Below are 16,024 nucleotides of genomic sequence, written 5' to 3'. Positions count from 1 at the left end.
CATGCTGGATTTATTTAGTGACGAAGCGCCGTGGCAGGAACCGCTGGCGGATGGCGCGGTGATTCTGCGGCGTCGCGCTCGCGAACAGGCCGATGCGCTGCTGGCGGCGATTCACGACATCGCCGCGAAAAATCCCTTTGCCCATCGCATCACGCCCGGCGGCCATCGCATGTCGGTGGCGATGACCAACTGTGGCGATTTTGGCTGGTCCACCGATTCGCGCGGCTATCAATATACCGAGCAAGACAGCAACAGCGGACACCATTGGCCGCCGATGCCCGCACTGTTCCGCGAACTGGCGCAGCAAACCGCGCGCGAAGCGGGCTTTGCTGGTTTCAATCCGGATGCCTGCCTGATTAACCGCTACGAACCCGGCGCAAAACTGACGCTGCATCAGGATAAAGATGAGAAGGATCTGCGCCAGCCAATTGTGTCGGTATCACTGGGATTGCCTGCGGTATTCCAGTTCGGCGGTTTCGAACGCGGCGATGCCACCCAGCGCGTGCTGCTGGAACATGGCGATATCGTGGTGTGGGGCGGACCCTCGCGCCTGCGTTATCACGGCATTCTGCCGCTCAAACCCGGCATTCATCCGCAGGCGGGCGCTTTCCGTTTCAACCTGACTTTCCGCCGCGCATTTTAGCCATTTTCGGCGTTTATACGCAGGTGCGCATGAATGCGCACCCTACGAAACCCCGCCATATATCCGTAGGGTCGCCATTCATGGCGACCGATTCATTCAGGCAACGATGGGATGAGAATTATTCTTGCTATCAGCCAAGGCGACATTAAACTGCAGGCTGCTTTATTGACCGCTGGAACCCTTTGATGGCATTGCTGCAAGTCGTTTTTCGCCAGTACCGCTGGCCTTTTATTGGCGTCATTCTTCTCACGTTGTTAAGCGCCGTGCTCGGTATCGGCCTGATTGCCTATATCAATAATGAGCTGATCGTCGCAGTGAATACCTCGATTTCGGTGCTGCCGAGTTTCCTTGGCCAGCTGTTCCTGTTGATGGCGGTGACGCTCGGCTCCCAGCTGGCGCTGACCATGCTCGGCCACCACTTTGTCTGGCGGCTGCGCGGCGAATTCATTAAACGGATCCTTGATACGCGCGTGGAGCGCATCGAGCAGATCGGCAATGCCCAGCTGCTGGCCGGTCTCACCAGCGATGTGCGCGCCATCACCATCGCCTTCGTGCGTTTACCCGAGCTGATTCAGGGCATCATTATTACGCTCGGTTCAGCGCTTTATCTCGCCTGGCTCTCGCCAAAAATGCTGCTGATCACCTGCCTGTGGCTGGTGGTGACGCTGGTGGGCGGCTGGTTGTTGGTTTCACGGGTTTATCAGCACATGGCTAAGCTGCGTGAAATCGAAGATGACCTGTACCGCGATTTCCAGACCATTATTGAGGGACGTAAAGAGCTGCAGCTCAACCGCGAACGTGCGCAGCTGATTTACGACAGCGTTTATCAGGAGAATGCCAAAAGCTATCGCCACCACATTGTGCGTGCCGATACCTTCCATCTCAGCGCGGTGAACTGGTCGAATATCATGATGCTCGGCGCAATTGGCATCGTGTTCTTTATGGCGAACGGGCTGGGCTGGGCCAACACGGCGGTGGCGGCAACCTATTCGCTGACGCTGCTGTTCCTGCGTACGCCGCTGCTGGCGGCGGTCGGTGCCTTGCCGACGCTGCTCAGCGCGCAAGTGGCCTTCCGCAAGCTCAACACCTTTGAACTGGCGCCATATGAAGAAACCTTCAAGGCGCTGCCAAAAGTCAGCGACTGGCAAACGCTGGAGCTGCGCGATGTCTGCTTCCACTACGGCGAGCACGGATTCCAGGTTGGGCCAATCAATTTGACGCTGCGTCGCGGCGAGCTGGTGTTTCTGATTGGCGGCAACGGCAGCGGAAAATCGACGCTGGCGATGCTGCTCACCGGCCTGTATCAGCCGCAATCGGGCAGTTTGCTGCTGGATGGCAAGGTGGTTGACTGGCAAAACCTCGATGCGTATCGCAAACATTTCTCGGCGGTGTTTACCGACGTGCATCTGTTTGACCGCCTCATCGGCGATCAAGGGCAGCCGGCCAATTCTGTGCTGGTGCAGCAGTGGCTGGAGCGTTTGAAGATGCAGGACAAGCTCAAGCTGGAAGGTAACAGAGTGCTCAATCTGCAACTGTCGAAAGGTCAGAGCAAACGCCTGGCGCTGCTGCTGGCGGCCGCCGAAGAGCGCGATATTCTGCTGCTCGACGAATGGGCGGCGGATCAGGATCCGCATTTCCGTCGCATCTTCTATCGTGAGCTGCTGCCGTGGTTACAGGAATCGGGCAAAACGGTGTTCGCCATCAGCCACGACGATCACTACTTTATTCATGCCGATCGCTTGCTGGAGATGCGCGAAGGTCAACTGAGTGAGTTGACCGGCAACGAACGCGAGATGGCAACGCTGGATGCGGTGCAACGTACCGATACCGGCCATTAACGCCAGCCGGGAAAGCTTAGCGAAAACCCTTATTGGGCAAGAAGTTGCGGAGTGAGTAAAGTCACTCCCAGCAGAAATCCTCGTTTCTGCGTCCCTGGAACACTTTTCTGTCGTCTTGTGTTGTCACCGGCTCGGGTTTATTTCTGAGCCGGTTTTTTATTTTGTCGGTAGCGGATGCGTCAGCAACGTAATCACGCGGCTTCCAGCCAGCCAGAAGCGCGCCTGCAGCAACGCTTTGGTGGTGAAATACGCATCAAAATCCCGACATAACCGCAGCGTTGCGCGGCCTTGCTGCACGTCGAGTTCCACCACTTCCGCCTGAAGAAAATCCATCGGCTGATGCAGTTGCGGCCACAGCGCTTTGTACACACTCTCTTTCAGTGAAAACAGCAGCGTGGCGGCCTGGGCAAAGGGCAAAGGTTGCGCCAGCAGGCGCTGCTTTTCCGCCGCGCTCATCAACATCTCGGCGGTTTCATCGGCGGTTTCCTCCGCCATTATCTGCTCAATATCCACGCCCACGCACAGTGGCTCGCGCGTCGCAGCCATCACCGCAACGCTGTGCGTGTGCGACAGCGACGCCTGAATGCCGGCGGGCCACAGCGGTGAACGATCGGGCGCATTACACAACACAAAATGCGCTAAACCGAAGTGCGCGAAATTTTGCTGCACCAGCCAGCGACTCGCCAGATGCTCGGCTTTGCGTTTGGTCACTGCGCTCTGTAGCGACGCGGGCAGCGGCAGTTGCCACGCCTGATGCAATTCAGCATGCCAATGTTGTTGATCGAATTCGCACCAGGCGATCGGTAATGTATCCAGCGACATGCCAGCAGCGCGGATAAACGGGGAAGAGGGCAGAGCAAGCGGCGTTTGAGAGGCGAACATAAAAAATCACGGCTGACGGAAAACGTAGTTTTACCAGCCAGCCGGATGGAGAGCAAGCCAAAGGGGCTCGCCTACTTTTAGTTATTTGGCGGAATCGCCATACCTTTAATCTGCACCACGAAGTGCTGATGGCCTTTAGTGATGCGCGCACCGCGATCGCACCAGCGCGAGGCGAGACGGAAGAAATCGTCGCTGCCGATATCGTAAGCCAGTTCAACTTTATTGATACCCGAGTGCAGGAGTTCTTCCGCATCCTGCAGGTTTTTTGCTTTGATGACCATAATGGTTTCCATCGAAAAAACAAGAGCCCTAAGAGTAAGAGAAGTCTGTGACAGTTTTGTTTCAATTTGATGAAGCGCTGTCATATTTATCCATAAATGTGATCTGGCTCGGGTTGGGTTGCTTTCGGTAAGTTACTGATTAAAAGCTCATAATCAGCATTGCTTTGGCGATAATCTGATAATGGTTTTAGGGCTGAAGCATTGTCAGCCCTGAATCCTAAATCTTTTGCTGGTTAACGCGCGAAGAAAGCTGCTGATGATTCTCCTTACGTTCGCTGTAGCGATCCGCGAGGTAGTCAGTGTGGCCTTTCAGGATCAGCGTGATTTTGAACAACTCCTCGACCACATCAACAATCCGATCGTAGTACGCCGAGGGTTTCATCCGACCTTCTTCATCAAATTCCTGCCACGCCTTCGCAACCGACGACTGATTAGGAATGGTGAACATCCGCATCCATCGACCCAGCACGCGCATCTGATTGACGGCATTGAATGATTGGGAGCCGCCACATACCTGCATCACTGCCAGTGTTTTGCCCTGCGAAGGACGAATTGCGCCTTCAGTCAACGGAATCCAGTCAATCTGCGCTTTCAGGATACTGCTCATCGCGCCGTGCCGTTCTGGCGAGCTCCACACCATGCCATCGCACCACCTCACCAAACTCCGTAACTCCTGCACTTTTGCATGCGTTTCAGGCGCATCGTCAGGAAGCGGCAAACCTGACGGGTTAAAAATCTTCACCTCTGCGCCCATTTTTGTCAGCAGCCGAGCCGCTTCTTCTGCCGAGAATCGACTAAATGAGCGCGGACGGACGGAACCGTAAAGGATGAGAAATTTTGGGGGCAGATCTGATTCACCGATCTGTTCGGCGATTGAAGGATCAAAGTGCTCAGTAACGAGGGCAGGAAATGCGGTCATGTGAAAATCTCCGGGCTTTAGATTCTGCCTTTACTTCTAACACATATGAATTAACATATGTATTAGATTTTTTTACCGGAACCTAATCCAATGCTTCCTGTTCAACTTTTCAAACTGCTTGCCGACGAAACGCGCATGACGATCATTTTATTATTACGAGAAGCCGGAGAGCTGTGTGTCTGCGATCTCTGCACTGTAACTCAGCAATCACAGCCAAAGATTTCACGCCACATTGCCTTGCTACGTGATGCTGAACTGATTTTGGATCGGCGTGAAGGTAAGTGGATTCACTATCGACTCTCTCCGCATATGCCGGCCTGGGCTGCATCGATTATCGATACGGCCTGGAATAGCCAACGTGAGGAAGTGCGTGAGTCGCTGAAAAACGCCGTCGCTACGGGTTGTCAATAATCATTAAACATATTCGATTATTCGAATTCATTGGAGGCGCGATGTTTCTGGCGGGCGCAATATTTGTTTTGACCATCGTATTTGTCATCTGGCAGCCACGCGGCCTGAGCATTGGCTGGACGGCAACAATCGGGGCTTTACTGGCTTTGGTTACCGGCGTCATCCAGTTACACGATATTCCCGCTGTGTGGCACATTGTCTGGAATGCCACGGCGGCCTTTATTGCCATCATTATCATCAGCCTGTTGCTGGATGAATCCGGCTTTTTTGAATGGTGTGCTTTGCATGTCGCACGCTGGGGTAATGGGCGAGGTCGGCTGCTGTTCACGTACATCGTGTTGCTCGGCGCGTGTGTCGCTGCGCTTTTTGCCAACGATGGTGCCGCTCTGATCCTGACACCGATAGTTATCGCAATGCTGCTGGCGTTGGGCTTCAGTAAAGGCGCAACGCTGGCTTTTGTCATGGCAGCCGGTTTTATCGCCGATACAGCGAGTTTACCGCTGATCGTCTCCAATCTGGTCAACATCGTTTCCGCTGATTTCTTCAAATTGGGATTCAACGATTACGCGGCGGTGATGGTCCCGGTTGATATTGCCGCCATCATCGCGACGCTAGTGATGCTGCACCTTTTCTTCCGGAAAGATATTCCCGCTAGCTATGAGGTTTCACGCCTCAAACTGCCAGCTGCAGCCATAAAAGATCCAGCCACCTTTAAAGCCGGTTGGCTGGTGCTGTTGCTGCTGTTAGTGGGATTTTTCCTGCTGGAGCCGATGGGCATTCCGGTCAGTGCAATCGCCGCGCTGGGCGCGTCAATTCTGTTTATCGTTGCCAAAAGAGGCCATGCGATTAACACCGGTAAAGTGTTACGCGGCGCACCCTGGCAGATCGTGATTTTTTCGCTGGGCATGTATCTGGTGGTCTATGGCCTCAAAAATGCCGGCCTGACGCAATATCTCACTGACTTACTCAATCTCTTTGCCAGCCACGGATTATGGGGCGCCACCTTGGGTACCGGTTTGATGACGGCGCTGCTTTCTTCAGTGATGAATAATATGCCGACGGTGTTAATTGGTGCGCTGTCGATTGATGCCAGCACCGCGCAGGGCGTGATAAAGGAAGCGATGATTTATGCCAATGTTATTGGTTGCGATCTCGGACCCAAAATTACGCCGATTGGCAGTCTTGCCACGCTGCTTTGGCTGCATGTTCTTGATAAGAAGAATATTAGAATTAGCTGGGGATATTACTTCCGGGTTGGCGTCGTGATGACGTTGCCCGTGCTGCTGATAACCCTGAGCGCGCTGGCCTTGCGCCTGACTTTGTCCCATTAACTTGTCCCATTAAGATGAGAGTAACTATGACTGACATCACTATTTATCACAATCCAGACTGTGGAACATCGCGCAACACGCTGGCGTTAATACGTAATAGCGGAGTTGAACCAAATGTCATTCTTTACCTGCAGACGCCGCCAAATCGGCAACAACTCCAGGCATTGATCAGTGCGATGGGCATCAGTACGCGTGCATTATTACGTAAGAACGTCGAACCCTACGAAAAGCTGGGATTAGCCAACGAGAGCTTTAGTGATGAACAGTTACTTCAGGCGATGTTGAATCACCCGATTCTGATTAACCGCCCGATTGTCGTGTCACCGCTGGGTACGCGCCTGTGCCGACCTTCAGAAGTCGTTCTCGATATTCTGCCAGACGCGCAGCAGGGCGCGTTCACCAAGGAGGATGGTGAGAAGGTGATCGGTGATGATGGGAAGCGGAGGGTTTAGCCAGAATAGGAGATAAACATTCGTGAAGCCAATTCGTGGCAAGAATTCTCTCAACTAAGAAGACACCTTTACGGCGTATGACCTTGAAAAAGCCTGTACAAAAATAAAACAATAAATACAGATTCGTTTCTATATAAGAGGCGATTTGTGTGATGCAGATCAAATTTTTTAACTTAAGCGAGTGTATAAATACGTCAACTTAATTTGAATTGGAAATTAACAAGTGAAACGTACGTTTATCGCTTTAGCTGTTACCGTCGCTGCATTTAATGCTGCTGCATCTGTAGATTTCTCTGGTGGCGAAGTTGTTAGCTATAGCCATAGCACTAACGTCTATTCGGTGAAGTTGCACGGTGCTACATGGAGCGGTGTTAGATCCGAACAATTGACTGCTCAACAGTTGAAAGGTCAGGCAATGAAAGAGGCATTAGCCAATTCTGTTAATGGGGTAGCCTTAGAAGAGGCTAATCGAACACGCACTCGTCAACAGGTTGTCGCAGGCGGTGTAGCAGAAGTTAATGCAGAGATGCAGGCCCAACAATTAACTAAAGCTGCCGCTTATAACATTAACCCCACTTCTTACCGATTAGGTGTTATGCGGCTTGAACAGGTTCAAATGGGAGCTGCGCCAACAGCAACCATTAACGTTGCAGCCTCCAGCCTGAAACCCTCAACCCCAATAAGCGTAACAGTGAACGGTGTTACTAAAACCGTAGCGGCTTCAACCCTTGCACCTTCTACGCAGGTTGCTGTACCTCATATCCCAGCTTTTGAACGCAATCCAGGTAAAGGCTCAAGCAATGATCAAGGGGCATCACATTCTGTTGGCGGCGGTGGTAATGGTGATAATAATGCTGCTAACACTAATAGCGCTCATGGCTTAGGCGGTGGGGCTCATATTGGTGGCGGTTCAGCTATGGGCGGTGGATTCCACGGTCAGTGGTAATCATCAATGTTGCGTGTAACGGTGTTACTGTTCTGTTTGCCGACATGGTTTGGGGTACTGCACGAGTTGATGCTGTTACGCAAACAATGAATATCTTTACTGGTGCACTCGTGTTGGGTGTCTTAAAGATAAGGCGTTGCACGGTTTAACTTATAGCCATAATGCGAGGGGTTGAGGTGAAGCAGACTGATCTACAAAAACTATTAGCGCAAGCTCTGGACGGTGATCACAACGCACACAGCAAACTCACCGCTTTGGTTGTAGATAATGACTCCTGCATCTGGCAATCAGTTGTAAATGCAGCGGCGGTCAGTACGCTTGAAGCCGCCGAACTGGCTAAGTTGCCAGCCACAATCAGTGAAGCAGATAGCATTGCGTTGGCTCCCTATGTTCGCGTATGCCGTTCTGAGACGGTCCAGAGGCGCATATCCCTTAGGTTTCGTGAGTTTCTTTATTCTTTATAGAGAATGGAGATGAAGACGCTTCTTTTGGCTGTGGCTGCATACTCTTCGTTAACAATGATGAAACGCATCCTGTTAACCGCTTCATGAGTTGAAGGCATGAAAAAGGGATTATCCCGAAAGATAATCCCTTTTCCGAAGTGATTTGGTCGGCACGAGAGGATTTGAACCTCCGACCCCGGACACCCCATGACCGTGCGCTACCAGGCTGCGCTACGTGCCGAACGTGGAAGAATATTACTGTTTCCGCGCACGATTGCAATATGAGCAGCATTTAACTGCCTCATAATTAATCAGTTTGCGACGAAACGCTTCTCTTCCGTCAGCACCTGCAGCAACAACGCCAGCTGCGGTTTATGATCTTTCAGCTTGTTACCCTGTGCATCGTAAGCGCTGTAGCTGCCGTTGTTATTCAGCACCAGCGTCACAGTTGGCGTTGTCACTACCAGCTTGCCATCTTCGCTGCTCGCCACCCAATCGTGGCTGCGTTGCGCGGCAAACAGGTCTTCTCCCTGCGAGAAGTTAGCGGGATTGGTGCGCACGTGCAGCAAACGCTGCATCAGCGTGGTCATTACATCCTGCTGATCGGTAAGGCGATCGATGGTTTGTGCGGGCGTATTCGGCCAATGCACCACCAGCGGCACCTGCAAGGTCGCACGATTACCTGGATTTTCATCGTTGCTATCCAGATTGACTGCGCGCTGCGCCGTAATTACCACCACGGTGTTTTTCAGCAAATCGCGATCCTGCAGGGTTTGCAGCACCGCCTTAATCTGCTCATCCACACCGCTTGCCTGTCGCGTATAGCTACGCTGGCGTGCTTTCAGGTTGTCGCCATTGACCGTCACACCGTTGAGGGCAATCCACGAGAACCACGGCGCAGTGTTTGATTTGTGGCCGTTGAGCCAGTTTTGCCACTGCGTAACCGTGGTGCTATTCGGTTGGGTATCGGCCTGAGGCAGCGAGTAATCCGCTAACAAAGCCTGACGATACAGCGGTTGGCTAAAGCCGTCCGATGAGAATAAGCCAAACTGATAGCCTTGCGCGTTCAGCGCATTCAGCAGAACGGAAGGCGTGCGCGACGCTAATACGCCATCCATATAGCTGGAAGAGATGCCATAGAACAGGCCAAACAACCCTTTTTCCGGCTGCAGGCCCGCACTGAAGTGCTGGGTGAAGCGCACGTTCTCGCTGGCGAATTGATGGAGCGACGGCAGCGCTTTTTCTACCGTGGCGTTGTTCAGACCATCAACGGTCAGCACCAGCAGATTGTGGCGCGTACCGTTATCGCGGAAAGTAATATCACTCAGCGGATACTGCACTGACAACGCTTCCGGATCGCCCTGTTGCACCAGACGGCGCTGATACTCTTGCGCATCCAGCAAACCGTGACGCTCAAGGAAGCGACGCGCGGTCATCGGATAGGAGAGCGGCAGATTGGCGCGCTGCATGGTAATCGGGCGATAGAAGTTTGCATCGGCCCAAATATAAAGCAGATGACTGGCGAAGAAGGCGCTGATAAATAGCGCGGCCAGCGGTTTACCGAACGAGCGCCGATTAAGGCTGCGCAGCTTTTGCCAGCTCCAGGTCGCGAACAGCATCTCGACGAGGAAAATCAGCGGCACGCTGATAAACATCAGCTGCCAGTCGCGCGCCATCTCGCTTTGATCGGGGTTGATCACCAACTCCCACACCACCGGATTGAGGTGCAAGTGGAAGCGGCTGAATACCGCGCTGTCGACCATAATCAGCGTCAGCCCGGCGGTGGCGATAATCGCCGACAACACCCGAAGCAATCGCTGTGACATCACCACAAAGGTGAGCGGGAAGATGATCAGCAGATAACCGGCGAAGACGATGAAACTGAAATGACCGATCCAGCTGGTATAAGCATAGATACGCCCCGCGAGTGACGCGGGCCAGTCGGCGACCAACAGGTAGCGGCTGCCTAAAATTAACGCGAAGATAATATTAAACAGGGCAAACCAATGCCCCCAGCTGATCATCTGGGAGACTTTTTCGCGGTAGCGCTGCCGGTTGGTTACCATATTATGAGGTCAAATCTGCATATTAATGAGCGTTATCGTCGCGTACGGATGACTGCAACGCATCCGCGAAAGATCGTGCCAGAGTGCGGCGTTGAGCCGGTGAAACGCTGGTATTGATCAAGTTAGTTACCATGTTACCCAATACCATCAGGGAAAGGTCGGTTGGCGCTTTGTCTTTTTCAAGAATCTGCGCCATCTCTGCGAGGAGCTTTTCCACGCGTTCGTCACTGTAACGGGATGATTGTGGCATATCGTCGTCTAATCAAGGGTGAAAAGGCGGTATATTACCGTAACAACGCACTTTTTTCCGCAATTTTATCGCAAGCAGAGCGATCAGTTTGTGCTGGCAGTTGAAAGCGGCTGCGGGCGGTGTTTGAATACGCGCCTGAGCTAAAAGGAGAGTCTACCATGAGTCTGGATATCGACCAGATTGCCCTGCATCAGTTAGTTAAACGTGATGAAAACCAGCTGGAACTGGTACTGCGCGACACCTTGCTGCCTGCAACCCGCGCGGTTGAAGAGATGGCAGAAGAGCTGCACCGGGTTTATAGCGCCAAAAGCAAAGCTTACGGCCTGTTTAACGAAGATAGCGAACTGGCCGATGCGTTGCGTAACTGCCGCAAAGGGGAAGATGACTTTCTGGCGTTTAGCCGTGCGGCGACCGGACGTCTGCGCGATGAGCTGAGCAAATATCCGTTTGCGGAAGGCGGCGTGGTGCTGTTCCTGCACTATCGCTATCTGGCCGTCGAATATTTGCTGATTGCGGTTCTCAACAGCCAGTCGAGCATGCGCGTCAACGAGCAGCTGGATATCAGCAGCACCCATTATCTCGATATCAATCATGCGGATATTGTGGCGCGTATCGATCTTACCGAGTGGGAAACCAATCCGGAATCCACCCGTTATCTGACTTTCCTGCGCGGTCGCGTGGGGCGTAAAGTGGCGGATTTCTTTATGGATTTCCTCGGTGCCAGCGTTGGTCTGGACACCAAAGCGCAAAACCGTGGGCTGCTGCAAGCGGTTGATGATTACTGCGCCGAATCGGATCTCGATAAAAACGAGCGCCAGAACTATCGTCAGCAGGTTTATAGCTACTGTAACGATCAGCTGCAGGCGGGCGAAGAGATTGCGCTGCACGATCTCTCCAGCGAATTACCGCCGCTGGGCGAAAAAACCTTCCAGGCCTTTACCCAGGAGCAAGGTTACGAGCTGGAAGAGACCTTCCCGGCAGATCGTAGCACTTTGCGCCAGTTGACCAAGTTCGCCGGCAGCGGCGGCGGATTAACCCTGAACTTTGATGCCATGCTGCTCGGCGAGCGCATCTTCTGGGATCCCACCACCGACACGCTGACCATCAAAGGCACGCCACCGAACCTGCGCGATCAGCTGCAACGTCGTACCAGCAGTAAATAAATTTCAGCCATAAAAAAACGCCGCATATGCGGCGTTTTTTTTCAACTCATTCAGCGATTAAGCGCGAACGAAGTCGATGTGGTGCAGTTTTGGCTTGAACGGATGACGCTGTACCGCCTGAGCTTTAACTTTGATTTCTTTACCATCAACAGCGATGGTCAGCACTTCGCTGTAGAACTCAGGTTTAACCTGCACGTTCATCACAGCGTCGTGGTCCAGTTCGATAGCAACTGGTGCTTCATTTCCGCCATAGATGATGGCTGGGAATTTGTTTGCTACACGCAGGCGGCGGCTCGCACCCTTACCCTGGTCTTTACGTACTTCAGCGTTAATAGTGAACATTTGATGTCTCTTCAATAGTTCCTGCTACAGGCGACCCAGCAACAGGACGGTTATTCAAACTGCTTTTACGGATGCAAAAGCGGGCGGCATTATAGCCCCAATGATGCCGCAGGGGCAAATGATTCCGCCGCTTAACGCAGCTCATTGGCGCGGCGATAACGGCCCTGATAATCAAACATTTTTTCGCGGATCTGCCAGAAATGGCCTTTTGCGCGCGCCACCACGAAGTCCGGATGGCGCAATAAAGGTTGCAGGGCGATGACATCCGCTGCAGTTTGCCAGCCGAGTTCCACGCCAGGCGCGCGCTGGTGCGGACGCATAAACAGCTGCTCGAAGGCTTTACGTTGCGCCGGCGTTTGCAGGCGAAAACGCTCGCTGACGCTGGTGCCATCTTCATCGAAATAGGTAGCTTTCAGCCATTCGCCTTTATCATCGCGTCCTTGCTCCAGCGTCATGCCGGCGCAGCGCAACACGCGCGCATCTTTCAGTTTCAGCGCGGCTTTCAGCATGTCATCCGCATCGACCAGAATTTTGTCGCATTGATTGCAGCGCCGCGCGGCGATGTCATTCTCGGCACCGCAATCCGGGCAGCTTTTGAAGCGGAAGCGATAATCACACTGTTCGCGCTCGCCTTCGTCATCTTCCAGCACGCCCTGACAGCGGCGGCCAAAATGCTCGATGATGTGTCCATCTTCGGTGGTTTTGCCCCAAAACGTGTTGGCGAAACCGCAGGCGGGACAGAACACCTGCACCGGCTGATTGTCGCTGGCCCCTTTCGGTGCGCCGACTTCGGGGGTGAAAAGATCGTGCGGATTACCGGCGTAATCCAGCACCAAACAATCGGTTTTGCCGGGCGATAAGCGTAAACCACGACCCACGATCTGCTGATAGAGGCTGACGGATTCGGTAGGGCGCAATATGGCAATCAAATCAACGTGGGGCGCGTCAAAGCCGGTGGTCAGAACGGCAACGTTGACCAGGAACTTCAGCTGCTGCGCTTTAAATTCACCAATTAAGCGATCGCGATCTTTCACCGCCGTTTCCGCCGAGACCAGCGCGCTGTTTTCAGGCAGTAGCGTGAGGATTTCGCGGGCATGTTCCACGGTGGAGGCGAACACCATCACGCCACGTCGATCTTCCGCGAACTCAACAATCTGACGGATAATATGCGGCGTCACGCGCTGCTGTTGTTTCAGCTCGCGGTTGAGATCGGCTTCGCTAAACAAGCCATTATTTTGCGGGATCAAACGGGTGAAATCGTACTGCACCACCGGCATATCTAAGCGCTCCGGCGGCACCAGAAAGCCGTGTTTGATCATATAGCGCAGCGGCAGCTCATAAATGCAGTCGCGGAACAGCGCGTTCTCATCTCCGCGCACCATGCCGTGATAGTGGAACTGGTAAATCCAGCCTTTGCCAAGACGGAAGGGCGTGGCGGTCAACCCCAACAGGCGCAACTGCGCATTGTGCTGCCGCAGGTGAGCGAACAGCAGTTGATACTGGCTCTCTTCGTTATCGCTGATGCGGTGACACTCATCGACGATCACCAGCGAAAAGGCGCTGTCGAAGCGATCAAGATTGCGCGCCACCGACTGCACGCTGCCAAATACCACTTTGCTTTCGCTCTGCTTGCGCTGCAAACCGGCGGCGAAGATGTCGGCTTGCAAGCCATACGCCTGATATTTGCTGTGATTCTGCTCCACCAGCTCTTTGACGTGGGCCAGCACCAATACGCGTCCGCGCGCTAACCGCGCCAGTTCAGCAATCACCAGACTCTTACCCGCACCGGTCGGCAGCACAATCACCGCAGGCGTGGTATGGCGACGAAAGTGGTTGAGAGTGGCGTCAACCGCCTCTTGTTGATATGGGCGCAGGGTGAATGACATCGGGGCAAACTTTTTTCTGGAACGGACGCGCATTATGGCATGAAAGCCAGTTAAACGCAGGTTCACTACTGTTAGCACTCTAAGGATCAAGCTATACTGCCCACACTTTCTTAACGGACAAAAACACCGTTTCAGTTTCCCCCGCAGTAACAGGCAAAGCGAATTCATGCGACTCGAAAAATTCATATCTCAGCAACTGGAAGTTAGCCGTGCTATCGCCGGACGCGAAATCCGCGCCAAAAAAGTCACCATTAACGGCGAAGTCGTGCGCGATGCGGCTTACAAAGTATTGCCAGACGATGAAGTCGAATACGACGGCAATCCGCTGGTGGTGCAGCAAGGACCGCGCTATTTCATGCTGAACAAGCCGCAGGGTTACGTCTGCTCAACCGACGATCCCGATCATCCCACCGTGCTGTTCTTTATCGAAGAACCTGCGGCGTTCAAGCTGCATGCGGCGGGTCGTCTGGATATCGACACCACCGGTTTGGTGCTGCTCACCGACGATGGCCAATGGTCACACCGCATTACCTCACCGAAGCATCACCTGGAAAAAACCTATCTGGTGGAAGTGGAAGAGCCAATCGATCCTGCTCTGGTTGAGAAGTTCGCTGCGGGTGTACAGCTGCACAATGAAAAAGAGCTCACCAAGCCGGCCGTGCTGGAGATTCTCGATGAGAAAGCCGCACGTTTGACCATCAGCGAAGGGCGTTACCATCAGGTAAAACGCATGTTTGCGGCGATGGGGAACCATGTCTCGGCGCTGCATCGCGAACGTATTGGTGATATCGAGCTGGATGAAGATCTCGGCGAAGGTGAATATCGTGAACTGACCCAGCAAGAGGTCGACAGCATCGGCCTGCCAGAAGAACTCAAACAACGTAAATAGCGGGAGAACGCGGTGCGCAAGGAAAAGAATTCACCGGTCGGTTTAGTGGTCATCCTCGGATTGCTGGCAATGTTAATGCCGCTCTCTATCGATATGTATCTGCCGGCCATGCCGCAAATCGCTCACGAGTTTGCGGTTTCGGCGGGCAGCGTGCAGATGACGCTCAACCTTTACATCCTCGGTTTCGCTATTGGCCAGTTAGTTTATGGTCCACTGGCAGACAGCTACGGACGTAAACCGGTGATTGTGCTGGGAACGCTGATCTTTGCCTGCGCCGCCGCGGCTTGCGCGCTGTCACAAACCATCGATCAGTTGATCTTTATGCGCTTCCTGCACGGCTTATCGGCCGCCGCTGCCAGCGTGGTGATCAACGCCTTGATGCGCGACACCTACTCGAAAGAGGACTTCTCGCGCATGATGTCGTTCGTGATGCTGGTGACCACCATCGCGCCGCTGCTGGCACCGATTATCGGTGGCTGGCTGCTGTTGCTGTGGAACTGGCACGCTATTTTCTGGACGCTGGCGGGTGCCGCGCTGATCACCACCGTGCTGGTGGTGACGCAAATCCGTGAAACGCTCAAGCCCGAACAGCGCCAGCGCTTTCATCTGCGGACCACCTTGGGCAACTTTGTGGCGCTGGTGCGCCACAAGCGCGCCTTCAGTTACATGCTGGCGAGCGGTTTCTCCTTTGCCGGATTATTCACCTTTCTCAACGCCGGTCCATTTGTGTACATCGAAGTGAACCACGTTTCCCCGCAGAACTTCGGCTATTACTTTGGCCTGAACGTGGTGTTCCTGTTCGTGATGACGCTGATCAACAGCCGCGCCGTGCGCCGTTTTGGTCCGGTGAAAATGTTCCGCATGGGATTGGTGATTCAGTTCGCGATGGGCGTTTGGCTGCTGATCTCCAGCGCGCTGGATTTAGGCTTCCTGTCGCTGGTGTTTGGCGTGGCGATGTTTATTGGCTGCGTTTCAACAGTGTCGTCGAATGCGATGGCGGTGATTCTGGATGAGTTTCCGCACATGGCGGGCACGGCTTCCTCGCTGGCGGGAACGCTGCGTTTTGGTGTTGGTGCTTTAGTCGGCGCGCTGCTCTCATTAGTCAGTATTAACAGCGCCTGGCCGATGGTTGCCACCATTGCGCTGTGCGCCACGATTTCGATTGTGCTGTTTACCTATGCGTCACGGCCTCAACAGCCAGCGTGACATCACCAAGGTTGCCATTCATGGCGTAATGCCGCTCAGTTAAGTGCCGTATCTAATCACCGCACCTTCCGTAGCG

17 protein-coding genes and 1 tRNA gene are annotated in these 16,024 nt (G+C 53.6%); 9 read left to right on the top strand and 9 right to left on the bottom strand.

The features are described 5' to 3' along the window. The first annotated feature begins 1 nt into the window (after position 1). Entirely contained in the window at positions 2-643 is a 642-nt protein-coding gene (alkB, locus tag HX773_RS24825) for a DNA oxidative demethylase AlkB (RefSeq protein WP_176973725.1), read from the top strand. Between the two features lie 185 nt (positions 644-828). After that, the gene (locus HX773_RS24820) at positions 829-2,481 is read left to right on the top strand and encodes a multidrug ABC transporter permease/ATP-binding protein (RefSeq protein WP_176973724.1); all 1,653 of its coding nucleotides are present in this window, start codon (positions 829-831) and stop codon (positions 2,479-2,481) included. Positions 2,482-2,637: 156 nt separating this feature from the next. On the opposite strand, the gene HX773_RS24815 is transcribed toward HX773_RS24820, so the two are convergent. From HX773_RS24815 to arsH, 3 genes are all read right to left on the bottom strand, one after another. Beyond that, positions 2,638-3,363, bottom strand: a complete 726-nt coding sequence (locus HX773_RS24815) for a 4'-phosphopantetheinyl transferase (RefSeq protein ID WP_176973723.1) — start codon at positions 3,361-3,363, stop codon at positions 2,638-2,640. A 77-nt stretch (positions 3,364-3,440) separates the two neighbouring features. Continuing rightward, entirely contained in the window at positions 3,441-3,644 is a 204-nt protein-coding gene (locus HX773_RS24810) for a hypothetical protein (protein WP_008105079.1), read from the bottom strand. 217 nt (positions 3,645-3,861) lie between these two features. Then, positions 3,862-4,563, bottom strand: a complete 702-nt coding sequence (arsH, locus tag HX773_RS24805; RefSeq protein ID WP_176973722.1) for an arsenical resistance protein ArsH — start codon at positions 4,561-4,563, stop codon at positions 3,862-3,864. A 90-nt stretch (positions 4,564-4,653) separates the two neighbouring features. On the opposite strand from arsH, the gene HX773_RS24800 reads away from it, so the two are divergent. From HX773_RS24800 to HX773_RS24785, 4 genes are all read left to right on the top strand, one after another. Beyond that, positions 4,654-4,974 (top strand): metalloregulator ArsR/SmtB family transcription factor, encoded by a 321-nt coding sequence (locus tag HX773_RS24800; RefSeq protein ID WP_176973721.1) that lies wholly within the window; start codon positions 4,654-4,656, stop codon positions 4,972-4,974. Positions 4,975-5,015: 41 nt separating this feature from the next. Next, positions 5,016-6,305 carry an arsenic transporter gene (locus HX773_RS24795; protein WP_176973720.1) on the top strand — a complete coding sequence of 430 codons (1,290 nt, stop codon included), beginning with the start codon at positions 5,016-5,018 and terminating at the stop codon, positions 6,303-6,305. Positions 6,306-6,331: 26 nt separating this feature from the next. Then, positions 6,332-6,757, top strand: coding sequence for a glutaredoxin-dependent arsenate reductase (gene arsC, locus HX773_RS24790; RefSeq protein WP_176973719.1), 426 nt, complete (start codon positions 6,332-6,334; stop codon positions 6,755-6,757). Positions 6,758-6,980: 223 nt separating this feature from the next. Beyond that, complete coding sequence (locus HX773_RS24785; RefSeq protein ID WP_176973718.1) at positions 6,981-7,703, top strand: hypothetical protein; 723 nt, start codon at positions 6,981-6,983, stop codon at positions 7,701-7,703. Between the two features lie 226 nt (positions 7,704-7,929). Here HX773_RS24785 and HX773_RS25820 read toward each other — a convergent pair whose 3' ends face one another. The 4 genes from HX773_RS25820 to HX773_RS24765 form a co-directional block, all read right to left on the bottom strand. Further along, the gene (locus HX773_RS25820; protein ID WP_218168356.1) at positions 7,930-8,076 is read right to left on the bottom strand and encodes a hypothetical protein; all 147 of its coding nucleotides are present in this window, start codon (positions 8,074-8,076) and stop codon (positions 7,930-7,932) included. 234 nt (positions 8,077-8,310) lie between these two features. Further along, a tRNA-Pro gene (locus HX773_RS24775) sits at positions 8,311-8,387 on the bottom strand. Between the two features lie 70 nt (positions 8,388-8,457). After that, positions 8,458-10,212, bottom strand: a complete 1,755-nt coding sequence (yejM, locus tag HX773_RS24770; protein WP_176973716.1) for an LPS biosynthesis-modulating metalloenzyme YejM — start codon at positions 10,210-10,212, stop codon at positions 8,458-8,460. Positions 10,213-10,234: 22 nt separating this feature from the next. Beyond that, a complete protein-coding gene (locus tag HX773_RS24765; RefSeq protein WP_036648480.1) occupies positions 10,235-10,462 on the bottom strand; it encodes a YejL family protein in 228 nt (75 codons plus the stop codon). A gap of 158 nt (positions 10,463-10,620) precedes the next feature. On the opposite strand from HX773_RS24765, the gene yejK reads away from it, so the two are divergent. After that, complete coding sequence (yejK, locus tag HX773_RS24760; RefSeq protein ID WP_101763686.1) at positions 10,621-11,625, top strand: nucleoid-associated protein YejK; 1,005 nt, start codon at positions 10,621-10,623, stop codon at positions 11,623-11,625. 57 nt (positions 11,626-11,682) lie between these two features. Here the strand turns inward: yejK and rplY are convergent, their stop codons facing one another. Beyond that, a complete protein-coding gene (gene rplY / locus HX773_RS24755) occupies positions 11,683-11,967 on the bottom strand; it encodes a 50S ribosomal protein L25 (protein WP_049852868.1) in 285 nt (94 codons plus the stop codon). 131 nt (positions 11,968-12,098) lie between these two features. After that, the gene (locus tag HX773_RS24750) at positions 12,099-13,853 is read right to left on the bottom strand and encodes a DEAD/DEAH box helicase (RefSeq protein WP_176973715.1); all 1,755 of its coding nucleotides are present in this window, start codon (positions 13,851-13,853) and stop codon (positions 12,099-12,101) included. Between the two features lie 166 nt (positions 13,854-14,019). Between HX773_RS24750 and rsuA the strand changes: the two genes are divergently transcribed. Together rsuA and HX773_RS24740 are read left to right on the top strand one after the other, a co-directional pair. After that, the gene (gene rsuA, locus HX773_RS24745) at positions 14,020-14,742 is read left to right on the top strand and encodes a 16S rRNA pseudouridine(516) synthase RsuA (protein ID WP_176973714.1); all 723 of its coding nucleotides are present in this window, start codon (positions 14,020-14,022) and stop codon (positions 14,740-14,742) included. 12 nt (positions 14,743-14,754) lie between these two features. Next, positions 14,755-15,948 carry a Bcr/CflA family multidrug efflux MFS transporter gene (locus HX773_RS24740; RefSeq protein WP_176973713.1) on the top strand — a complete coding sequence of 398 codons (1,194 nt, stop codon included), beginning with the start codon at positions 14,755-14,757 and terminating at the stop codon, positions 15,946-15,948. Positions 15,949-16,024 lie beyond the last annotated feature (76 nt).

It is taken from the genome of Pantoea sp. B9002 (assembly GCF_013385945.1).
Taxonomy (GTDB): Bacteria; Pseudomonadota; Gammaproteobacteria; order Enterobacterales; family Enterobacteriaceae; genus Pantoea.
This window is presented reverse-complemented; position numbering and strand designations above follow the sequence as displayed.